Origin of the sequence: Yersinia thracica, assembly GCF_902170565.1 — a bacterium.
In the GTDB taxonomy this organism is placed as follows: domain Bacteria; phylum Pseudomonadota; class Gammaproteobacteria; order Enterobacterales; family Enterobacteriaceae; genus Yersinia; species Yersinia thracica.
In genome coordinates, this window is the sequence record NZ_CABHXX010000064.1 from 1 (window position 1) to 11,118 (window position 11,118).

An 11,118-nucleotide genomic window follows, 5' to 3' on the forward strand; every position below is an offset into this window, starting at 1 on the left:
AAATATAAATGGTTTTCTGCATTGACTATTTTACTGCGTTATATCATTCCAGTATGCCGGAAAATTAATTTAACCGGCATACTCAAAGGGTTATTGCCGTGCTCGGGCAACAATAAATAAGCGCGGAAACGCGAGTAAACGCCGACCATCAACTTGTGGTAAATATGCCGCATCAATAATGGCCAGATAATCTTGCAGGAAATCTAAACGCATAGATTCAGAGAGTGGCTCAAGAAAAGGGCGTAAACCGGTTGCGCGTAGCCAATCGACAATCGCCTGCGCGGAGGGTATCGGGTGATAATAGGTGGTACGCCAGATATCGACGTGCTCAGCATGAGGGGCCAGCAAATCATAATACTGATTGGCGGTGAGCACTTTTGCCCGCCCAGCCCCAGCTTCTTGTAGCGTTTGTTGCCATGGACCGTTTGCGGCGACCTCCCGCATTGCCCTGTGGCTGGGCTCATCAAGATTATCCGGCATCTGGACGGCAAGTATTCCGTTGGCAGCCAATTTAGAAAACAGGTAAGGGAAAAGTTGCTGGTGGTCAGTGAGCCACTGTAGCGATGCATTGGCATAAATCAGGTCTTGCGGTTCTGAAGGTTGCCATTGGCGAATATCGGCTTCGAGAAAAGCGCAATCAGGCAAGCGCTGTTGCGCACTGAGCAACATGGCCCGAGAATTATCAATGCCGACCAGTTGGGCATCAGGAAAACGCTCGCGCAGCAATTGCGTGGAATTACCCGGCCCACAACCTAAATCACTGATACGTCGAGGTATTTCTTCTTGAGTATGTGCTAGCAGGTCGTGAGCGGGGCGGGTGCGTTCTGCTTCAAATTGACGATATAAGTCAGGATCCCAGTCTTGCATGTGTAGCCTCCGATAGAAAAAATCACAGATTTTGTAGTGGCCCGCTGAATAAAACAGCCCCGGTGGGTTGGCCGGAGGGCGATCCGCCATGAGGTTCCAAACTGATTGCCAGTAATGAATGACCGGTTAACTGGTTTTCAGCCAATGTCAGTTGTGTGGGGCCTTGAGTATTTAATAATCCTAGCGAATGTGGCTTTTCACCAGCAGGAATACTCCATAACTCAAGGCTCTTGGTGTCACTGATGGCGACCGGATTCAATGGTGTTAATGTCAAACTGCGGGTCGATTTTTCCACACTGACTACCCACTGGCCGCTTTGCTGGCTATTGGATAACACGGCCACGGGGGTGGTCACCGGCGGTTCGACCAATAAACGCGGTATGAGCAATATCGCCGCAAGGCCCGCGGCGACAGCCCAGCCGACATAAGACCAAGGGTTGCGTTTTATATGGCGGACATTGAGAGGCGGTAATTGTAACTCGAGCCGCTTCCAGACAAGCTCCGGAGGCTCTAAAGGCGCGAGCTGATTATCGAGTTGAGTCAATAAGCTTTGCCAACTGGCAACATCTGCCGCCAGCCGTGGATCTCGGCGGATTCTGCGCTCAAAACGCATCCGAGCCAGTCCGCGCAGAGTGCCCAGCGCATATTCTGCGGCTAGGGCTGAGTCATATTCGCGTCTGTTTTTCATAAGCCTACACAGCCCTTGAGGTGATCCAGTGCACGACGTATCCAACTTTTTATCGTGCCCAGTGGTTGCTGTAAATGAGCCGAGATTTCCCCATGAGAAAGTCCCTGATAATAAGCCAGCATAATACTTTGCCGCTGTTCGACCGGCAGATGTGCCAGACAGTCTGCAAGCTGCTTAGTTTCAGTGTCTTGCTGCAATTTTTCCAGCGGTGTCAGCGAGTTATCGGTCAGCGAGTCGGTTTCAGCATCGTCCAGTGATTGTAGGCGATTATCACTGCCTCGCATCAAGTCGATGGCGCGGTTACGCACGATATGGGTCAACCAGGTCAGCGGTGCGCTGAGTTGCGCATTGTAATGATTCGCTCGGTTCCAGACAGTGATAAAACTGTCGTGCAATACTTCTTCTGCCCGAGCATGGCTGCGCAGCATGCGAAAAGCGACGGCAAATAATCGAGGGGAGGTAAGACGGTAAAGCTGTTCAAAAGCGGACTGATCGCCTTGAGCAATGGCATCGATCAGTCCAATCTGTTGTTCCAGAGAACATTCATTCATGCGCCCATCCCTAAAAACCGTCAGATGCAGTGAGATACTGCACCCAGTATAGACGGGTTTTATTTAGGCATCAGGACGGTATCAATCACATCGATCACACCATTTTTCTGTTGTACATCATAGGTACTGATATTGGCGATGTTACCTTTGCCATCTTTAAGCTGAATATTATGCGGCCCATTATTCATAATCCATAATGGCTGGCCGTTGACAGTTTTCAGCTCAGCCGTCCCGCCACTAAGGTGGTGTGATCTTTGGCGTTCACTGCATTCTCGATAATATTTTTGCTTGGGAGCATAGATGCGCCTCCCACCATGATAGGGTCGGACATCATGGCGGCCATAGAAACACTGCTGAAGACTAAGGAAGCACAGATAGCGGTACGAATGAGCGTTTTCATAATGTATTCCTTTTAGGTGGATTGAGGTGAAGCTTGGCCTCACATCTACCTATACGAACCAGCCCGGTGTTTTGGATGCAAAAAAATGAAAAATAATTAATAAAAAACGCCAGCCCGCGGAATGACTAGGCTGGCGTGCTCGATAAAGTTTCTCTGGGGGGACTGAGAGTCAGTTTTGCTGAGGAACCAGTGCTCGATGCATAACATAGGCATCCACATAACCCAATTGGCTGTGGTTAAACGCGCCTGGTAGTGTGGCGAGAATTTCAAAACCTAGCTTTTGCCACAGAGCAACCGCGAGGGTATTGGTGCTGACCACAAAGTTGAATTGTATCGCTCGATAACCGAGGGCTGTTGCCTGTTCAATACAATGGATTCCAAGTGCTTTGCCAATGCCCAGACCGCGTGCATTTCCATCGACCATAAAAGACGCATTTGAAACATGATTACCCAGGCCGCGCTGGTTATCGATTAATTTATACATACCGACAACTCGCCCCTCATGCAGCGCTACCCAGCACCGCACTCCCATACCAAACCAGTAATCATAAGCATCTTGTTCAGGGGTGTCCGCGGTGAACACATAGGTGTCGCCACTACTGATTACCGCCTGAAACAGTGGCCAAATTTCAGCAAAATCGGCTGTTGTTGCAATTCTGATTTCCATAGGTGGCTCCTGTTCAAGCAATTTCGTCAATCTGCGGTTTAGGTTTGATGGTGAGGGTAGCGCCGATGGAGGCGCTGATAATAGATGCCAGAGCCAGCCATTGAATCAATGTCAGATGTTCATTTAAGAACACCAGCCCTGAAATCGCCGCTAATGCGGGCTCCAAACTCATCAATGTGCCGAATGTACGGGTGGGCAAGCGGGTCAGCGCGACCATTTCAAGTGAGTAAGGCAATGCTGTCGATAGAATAGCCACAGCCAATGCTACTGGCAGAATTGCCGGGCTGAACAGTGCCATACCACTATAAGCTACGCCAATTGGGCAGAAAATTATCGCGGCAATCATAGAGCCAATCGCTACGGTACCCGGCCCGTGATCACCACCGGCTTTTTGCCCCGAAACAATATAAAGCGCCCAGCAGACCCCGGCGCCCAGAGCACAGGCCGCGCCAAATAGATCAATGGTTCCGATGCTGCTTCCCAGCGGCAACAGGAACCATAGGCCCAAAATCGCCAAACCGACCCAGATAAAATCGACCGGGCGGCGTGAAGAGAGCATGGCGACAGCCAGTGGGCCGGTGAATTCCAACGCGACGGCAATACCTAATGGCACTGTTTTCAATGACAGATAAAAAAGGAAATTCATGCCACCCAAGGCAATCCCATAAATCAATAAGGGCAACCGGCTGCCAGCTTCAAAGCGCATCCGCCAGGGTTTAAAAATAATAAACAGAATCAGCGTGCCGATACCCAGTCGCAATGAGGTTATTCCTTGTGCGCCGACTAGCGGGAACAGGCTTTTCGCCAATGATGCGCCACTTTGTATTGAGATCATGGCGATCACGAGCAAGAGAATCGGGAGTAACGGGAGTGAATTTTTGGAAGAAGGAGACAAGGACATCCTTTTGAACCTCAAAGAAAAATAGTAGATACCAATCCTTGCCAGTGTAAATGAAATGTCTGTTAAGTGTTTAAAAATTACCGATGGACATAATAATGACGAAGAAAAAGATGAAATAAATAAATTTTTTCTGAAGATGCAGGTTTTTCACACTATTTTTGGTGTTTTATTGAGCTGGAAAATTAAGAATAGTCTGGAATGGGTTTTGGTGATGAGTATCACAAAATGGCGTAGAATACCCAAAATTCGTAAACGTATTAGTAAGATAGAAGATACTTGAAACTCTTTGTTACACCAAATAAATGATTAGACAATCATTGATGGGCAGAGTTTCACACTATTTTTTGTTATAATTCCATCGTATTCAAGTTTCATCTAATAATTTGCGTTTTTCGAGGTGGTTATGAATAAAATTGCATGTCTTTCAGCTGTAGCAGCTTGTGTATTAGCAGTGACCGCAGGGTCAGCCTTTGCAGGTCAAAGCACCGTTTCTGGTGGTTATGCCCAGAGCGATTACCAAGGTGTTGCTAACAAATCTTCAGGCTTCAACCTGAAGTACCGTTACGAGTGGAGCGATTCCCAACTGGGTTACATCACCTCTTTCACTCACACTGAAAAAAGCAGCTTCGGCGACAGCGCATCTGTTTACAACAAAGCACAATACAACGCGATCACCGGGGGCCCAGCTTACCGTATCAATGATTGGGCTAGCGTTTACGGCTTGGTAGGTGTGGGTTATGGTCGTTTCAGCCAGAACTACCCAACGTCTCTTGGCGACAAAAACAGCACCAGCGATTACGGCTTCACTTACGGTGCAGGCGTGCAGTTCAACCCAATGCAAAATGTTGCCTTTGACGTTTCTTACGAGCAAAGCCGCATTCGTAGCGTTGACGTTGGCACTTGGGTTGCTGGCGTAGGTTACACTTTCTAAGCAACTGCTTAGGATAATCAGCATTCATCTCTAAAGGTGGATACTGTGTTGGAAAAATCCGCTTTCGGGCGGATTTTTTTCGTCTGTAATAGCCGTATTTCTTGAAAAAAACGGCAGATTATCTGTCTACGTTTTCCTCAACGCTATCCTTCCGTATAACAAAAAACATCTTATTTTAAATATGTAAAAACAAGACATTAACCCGGTGACTGTTCCGGCGTGACAACGTAATTTACTGGTAAAAAGGGAATAATATGACACACTATTGCTGGCCTGATTGACTTTCATTGTTTCTGTCGAGATTTACACGTCAAGTTGGGTAGGTAAAAATATATGATTATAAAACAGTTGGTTACTATAAAGCAGATGACTATAAAATAGGTTGTAATCATGACGACATATAGTGGACAAGCAGCCCCGATGCTGCACGATACTAAACTTGAACAGCAGATTTTACGACGTTCGATTTTTTGTACTTTATTCATTGCTATCATGGGGATTGTTTTTGGTATTGTCTGCGGATCTATGTCGATTATTTTCGATGGTATGTTCTCTGCTTTAGACGCAGGGATGTGCAGTTTATCTCTATTAGTATCCCGATTGTTGGGTCAACCAAATAGTCGGCGTTTTCAATATGGTTTTTGGCATGTAGAACCACTAGTCTTGGCTTTTAATGGCAGTTTACTGGCCTTCCTCTGCTTGTATGCTTTTGTTAACGCGATTAAAGGTATTATTGATGGCGGTCGCGAGTTAGAGCTAGGTTGGGCGATTGTTTATGCTCTGGTCGTCAGCATTTTCTGTTTTACTCTCTTCCTAAAGCAACGCCGTTTAAATAAACGCGTTAAGTCTGAGTTAATCGCATTGGATACCAAGAGTTGGCTGATGTCGGCGTGCATCAGCTCGGCTTTATTAGTGGCCTTTTTGCTTTCCTGGAGTATGGAAGGCACCCGTTATGAACATTTGATTGTTTATACTGACCCTAGTGTATTGGCGCTGTTAACACTGATATTGATAACGGTTCCGATAAAGACCGTCATTGCCGCCGTCCGTGAAGTATTACAAATGACACCGGATACACTGGATGCTTCCATGGAAAATATAATGGATAAGCTAATGGCGAAATATCAATTTATAGATTATTCGCATTATGCTACTCGCATCGGTCGAGGTTTATTTGTTGAGATTCATGTGGTTATTCCACCTGAAATGGAAAATAGCGGTGTATCTTATTTTGACAAAATACGTGATGAGATATCTCGCGCAATTGGTGAATCTGGGCCGCATCGCTGGCTAACCATCTCGTTTACTCGTGATGCGAAGTGGCTGTAGGGTAGTAAGTTATGTGGGAGTATGGGCGGAGGGCTATATTGTATTTGTCGTGCAATATAGCCTCTTTTATTTATCGAGTTCAGGGTAAAATGAGTTAGCGATAAGATTTCATATGCTTACTAAGCAAATGGCACATTGATATAAAACGCTGTAATTAAACTGCACCCCAGCTTTTAGCCTTAATCTCACCCCCTTTTCCACTCTTGCTGAGATTTCATGCAAACTGGAGGCGATACTCTTGCCATCTTGTGGCATAATGCGCGCCGAATCACATTTTCTATAATTCTTGAATATCCCTATTCAGTAATCCAATCGAGAGCGAGCTCTGTGCTAAGTACTAACAATATCACCATGCAATTCGGCAGCAAGCCGCTGTTTGAAAACATCTCAGTAAAATTCGGTGGCGGTAATCGCTATGGCCTAATCGGTGCTAATGGTTGTGGTAAATCCACTTTCATGAAAATCCTTGGCGGTGATTTAGTACCCAGCGGCGGTAACGTATTCCTTGACCCGAATGAGCGTCTGGGTAAGTTACGTCAGGACCAATTCGCCTTTGAAAACAACACAGTGCTCGACACCGTTATTATGGGTCACGGCGAACTGTGGGAAGTAAAAGAAGAGCGCGATCGCATTTACGCCATGGCCGAAATGAGCGAAGCAGACGGCTATAAAGTCGCTGATCTGGAAGTTGCTTATGGTGAAATGGATGGTTACAGCGCAGAAGCCCGTGCCGGTGAATTGTTGCTCGGTGTCGGTATTCCGGTTGAACAACATTATGGCCTAATGAGCGAAATCGCTCCCGGCTTCAAATTGCGTGTATTGTTGGCACAGGCTTTGTTCTCCGATCCGGAAATTTTGTTGCTCGACGAACCGACCAACAACTTGGATATCGATACTATCCGCTGGTTGGAACAAATTCTGAACGAACGTAACAGCACCATGATCATTATTTCCCATGACCGCCACTTCCTGAATATGGTGTGTACCCACATGGCGGATTTAGATTACGGCGAACTGCGCGTTTATCCGGGTAACTATGATGAATATATGACGGCGGCGACTCAAGCTCGCGATCGTCTGCTCTCTGATAACGCCAAGAAAAAGGCCCAGATCTCTGAGTTGCAATCTTTCGTTAGCCGCTTTAGTGCCAACGCCTCGAAATCCAAACAGGCAACTTCACGCGCTCGTCAAATTGATAAAATTCAGCTTGATGAAGTGAAAGCTTCTAGCCGGCAGAACCCGTTTATCCGCTTTGATCAGGATAAAAAGCTGTTCCGTAATGCTCTGGAAGTTGAATTGCTAACCAAAGGTTTTGATAACGGCCCACTGTTTAAAAAACTGGATCTGCGACTGGAAGTGGGTGAGAAAGTGGCGATCCTCGGGCCAAACGGTATCGGTAAATCTACTTTACTGAAAACGTTAGTAGGGGATTATGAGCCGGATGCAGGTACCGTAAAATGGTCTGAAAACAGTAAGATCGGCTACTATGCGCAGGATCACGCCAGTGATTTTGAAATCGATCTGACGGTATTTGACTGGATGAGTCAGTGGAAACAGGAAAAAGATGATGAGCAGGCTGTGCGCAGTGTGCTGGGTCGTTTGCTGTTTAGCCAGGACGATATCAAGAAAAAAGTACAGGTCTTGTCTGGTGGTGAGAAAGGACGGATGTTGTTTGGTAAGCTGATGATGCAGCGCCCTAACATTCTGGTAATGGATGAGCCAACCAACCATTTGGATATGGAATCGATTGAAGCTCTTAACATGGCATTGGAAATGTATGAAGGCACGTTAATCTTCGTTTCCCATGACCGTGAGTTCGTCAGTTCATTGGCGACCCGAGTGATAGAAATGACACCAAGCAAGCTAATCGACTTTACCGGTAACTACGAAGATTATCTGCGTAGCCAGGGTATTCAGTCCTGATTATTTGATTGCGGGTTGATAAGAAAGCTGATGCATTGCATCAGCTTTGAGGTTATTGACAAAGTGCCCGCAGCGGTGAAAACAGGCAGATCGTAAAGACGCCGTCAATACATCCTTGTAGGCTCGAGCCGCGCCATCCCTGGCGAGGACGCTTTACTCTTCTGCCCGTCCTCACCACCATAGATCGAGTCGTCGGAGTTTGTCAGCAGTCTGAGCTGATGCATTGCATCAGCTTTTTTTATACCTATATTCCACTAGTCTTTACCGCAAACCTCGCAGTTGGCATCTTTTGCCAGCTTTAAACTGCGAAATTCTGCCGTCATGGCGTCATACATTAATATGCGGCCTGAAATCACCTGGCCATAATCAGCCAGTAGCTTTATCGTTTCCATCGCCTGTAAATTACCAATAATACCCACCAATGGAGCCATTACTCCGGCTTCAACGCAGGTCAGGGCGTTATCACCAAACAAGCGGCTGAGACAGCGATAGCAAGGCTTATCTTCTTGATATGTAAAGACACTCACTTGCCCTTCCATGCGAATGGCCGCACCAGAAATCAGTGGTTTACGTTGGGTATGGCATAGACGGTTAAGTTGCTCACGGCTGGCGACATTATCGGTACAATCCAGCACCAATTGATGCTCAGCTATGAGAATAGCAAGCTGCTCATCATCTAACTGAATATCAATTGTGTTGAGTGTCAGGCCAGGATTCATCTCCGCTAAAGTTATTGCCGCAGAGGCGACCTTAGACACACCGATACGGTCATCACGATGCAGAACTTGCCGTTGTAAGTTGGACAGAGAAACAGTGTCAAAATCCAGCAATGTAAGATGGCCTACACCTGCTACCGCCAGATATTGTGCTGCCGCACACCCGAGGCCGCCTAATCCAACAATTAATACTTTGGCTGCATTGAGTTTTTCCTGTCCGTCAAAATCAAAACCCTGCAAAACGATTTGCCGGTTATAACGCAGAGTTTGTGCATCGGAAAGTTCAGGTAACATATCAGTCTCCTAGCAATTTATTGTTAAAATAATTCACTAAATCAATAATCCATTAAATAGTTCTATTTCAACAATTTCGCCGACTTCTACTGAGCCACGTTCCCGCTCAAGGACGATAAAACAGTTAGCTTGGCTAAATGAGCTAAATACATGTGAACCTTGATGGCCCGTCGTACGCACTTCCAGTTCACCTTGGGTATTGGTTGAGAAAACGCCACGTTGGAAATCTAACCGGCCCGGTGTTTTTTTCAATTTTGTTATTGTTTTTGCCTTCAAACGCAACGGTGGCTGCCAATCAGAATGGCCGGAAAGTTTAGCAATGAGGGGTTGTACCAATTGATAAAATGTCAGTGCCGCAGAGACGGGATTACCCGGCAGGCCGCAGAACCAGGCATTCTCTAATTTACCGAAAGCAAAAGGTTTTCCGGGTTTTATCGCTAATTTCCAGAAACCAACATCACCCAGTTCTTCCAACATCTGTTTGGTATAGTCCGCTTCGCCGACTGAAACTCCACCGCTACTAATGACCAAATCAGCAGATGCATTGGCTTGTTCAAATGCATTGCGTAATGCTTGTTGGTCATCACGGATGACGCCAAGATCAATGATTTGGCAACCTAATTGCTGCAACATCAAACGTACCGCAAAGCGATTGGTATCGTAAATTTCCCCGTCTCCCAAGGGCTGACCGACCGGCTTCAATTCATCACCGGTAGAGAAAATAGCCACTTTCAATGTACGGAACACGGTAAGTTCGGCAATCCCTAATGATGCTAATAGCGGCAACTGCGCAGCACCGAGTTTGACACCTGCGGGAAAAACAGCCGCTCCTTGCTGGATGTCTTCACCTGCCAGCCGGATATTTTGCCCAGCATGTATATTGCCGCTAAATGTAACACCCTGCTCACTCACAACCGCTTGTTCTTGCATGACGACAGCATCGGCACCTTCGGGAATAGGGGCGCCGGTCATGATCCGAATACAGCTATTTGCGGGCCATTCATCTTTAAAAGGGGCACCTGCGAAAGCTTTACCTGCCACCGGTAATGGCTGGGTACTGCTAAGTTCATTACAGCGCACAGCATAACCGTCCATAGCTGAGTTAGCGAAAGGTGGCACGGCAATGGGTGATGTAATTGCACTGGCTGTGATACGTCCCGCAGCATCAGTGAGCGCGATGGTTTCGCTGGTCTGTAATGGCGTGACCTGTGACAGCATTTTAGTCAGCGCTTGCTCCAGAGAAAGTAAATCCGAGGTATTACCGTGATCCATGCTGAACTCCGTGGTCTGAGGGCTCCGCCACCAGAAGTGATAATTCGGCGCGGGACTACCTATCAAATAGAGCGCCATTATGGCAGAGATTATCATGCGGGTGAATTGACGAGAGGCAAAGAGGCCACAGTCTGATACTACCTTTAGCAGTATGATTCTTTTTTATTATATGAATTTTCGTTAGAAGAAGCAGGGGGTAGGTATGGGTTTGGCGTTGTAATCCAAAAAAGATGAGTATTTTAGTGATCATAAGTAATCAAATATATTATTTTTATTATTATAAGTAATGCCATCATTACATTTTATTATTACTGGCATTTTTATGTCGAGGGTAATTTAATTATATAAAAAACAAATAAAAAAATCTAAATAGGTTAAATAACTTATAAAAACATCCATCATTTAATTTAAAATCATTAATTTTCGTTTGAATTCATTATTATATTATTTGAAGTTAAAGTGATTGGTGTATTTTAATTTTAATGCAATTCATCTGACTTCCATCAAATCCATGATGAAACTGTTTAAACCGTGGCGTTTTTAATAGTCACATTACTTTCTTTTGAATAATGTTTTACG

10 protein-coding genes and 1 pseudogene are annotated in these 11,118 nt (G+C 45.9%); 3 read left to right on the forward strand and 8 right to left on the reverse strand.

What is annotated here, in order from left to right; all coding sequences use genetic code 11:
- Positions 1–90: 90 nt before the first annotated feature.
- From tam to rhtA, 6 genes and pseudogenes are all read right to left on the reverse strand, one after another.
- Positions 91–867: a trans-aconitate 2-methyltransferase gene (gene tam, locus FTA91_RS07195; protein WP_145535612.1), complete on the reverse strand. Its 777-nt coding sequence runs from the start codon at positions 865–867 to the stop codon at positions 91–93.
- A 22-nt stretch (positions 868–889) separates the two neighbouring features.
- Complete coding sequence (locus tag FTA91_RS07200) at positions 890–1,555, reverse strand: anti-sigma factor (protein ID WP_050112853.1); 666 nt, start codon at positions 1,553–1,555, stop codon at positions 890–892.
- The gene (locus FTA91_RS07205) at positions 1,552–2,106 is read right to left on the reverse strand and encodes a sigma-70 family RNA polymerase sigma factor (RefSeq protein ID WP_145535614.1); all 555 of its coding nucleotides are present in this window, start codon (positions 2,104–2,106) and stop codon (positions 1,552–1,554) included. The genes FTA91_RS07200 and FTA91_RS07205 overlap by 4 nt, the downstream gene beginning before the upstream one ends.
- Positions 2,107–2,165: 59 nt before the next feature.
- A pseudogene (locus tag FTA91_RS07210) lies at positions 2,166–2,506 on the reverse strand (fasciclin domain-containing protein).
- Positions 2,507–2,675: 169 nt separating this feature from the next.
- The gene (locus FTA91_RS07215; protein WP_050112856.1) at positions 2,676–3,173 is read right to left on the reverse strand and encodes a GNAT family N-acetyltransferase; all 498 of its coding nucleotides are present in this window, start codon (positions 3,171–3,173) and stop codon (positions 2,676–2,678) included.
- Positions 3,174–3,186: 13 nt separating this feature from the next.
- The gene (rhtA, locus tag FTA91_RS07220; protein ID WP_050112858.1) at positions 3,187–4,074 is read right to left on the reverse strand and encodes a threonine/homoserine exporter RhtA; all 888 of its coding nucleotides are present in this window, start codon (positions 4,072–4,074) and stop codon (positions 3,187–3,189) included.
- 403 nt (positions 4,075–4,477) lie between these two features.
- Here rhtA and ompX point away from each other — a divergent pair, with 403 nt between their 5' ends.
- The 3 genes from ompX (at position 4,478) to FTA91_RS07240 (ending at position 8,257) form a co-directional block, all read left to right on the forward strand.
- Positions 4,478–5,005 carry an outer membrane protein OmpX gene (gene ompX / locus FTA91_RS07230; RefSeq protein WP_050112862.1) on the forward strand — a complete coding sequence of 176 codons (528 nt, stop codon included), beginning with the start codon at positions 4,478–4,480 and terminating at the stop codon, positions 5,003–5,005.
- 390 nt (positions 5,006–5,395) lie between these two features.
- Positions 5,396–6,334, forward strand: a complete 939-nt coding sequence (locus FTA91_RS07235; RefSeq protein WP_050112864.1) for a cation diffusion facilitator family transporter — start codon at positions 5,396–5,398, stop codon at positions 6,332–6,334.
- A 327-nt stretch (positions 6,335–6,661) separates the two neighbouring features.
- A complete protein-coding gene (locus FTA91_RS07240; RefSeq protein WP_071841807.1) occupies positions 6,662–8,257 on the forward strand; it encodes an ABC-F family ATPase in 1,596 nt (531 codons plus the stop codon).
- Between the two features lie 254 nt (positions 8,258–8,511).
- On the opposite strand, the gene moeB is transcribed toward FTA91_RS07240, so the two are convergent.
- Together moeB and moeA are read right to left on the reverse strand one after the other, a co-directional pair.
- Positions 8,512–9,267, reverse strand: coding sequence for a molybdopterin-synthase adenylyltransferase MoeB (moeB, locus tag FTA91_RS07245; protein ID WP_145535618.1), 756 nt, complete (start codon positions 9,265–9,267; stop codon positions 8,512–8,514).
- A gap of 36 nt (positions 9,268–9,303) precedes the next feature.
- A complete protein-coding gene (gene moeA, locus FTA91_RS07250) occupies positions 9,304–10,539 on the reverse strand; it encodes a molybdopterin molybdotransferase MoeA (protein WP_145535620.1) in 1,236 nt (411 codons plus the stop codon).
- Positions 10,540–11,118: the final 579 nt, after the last annotated feature.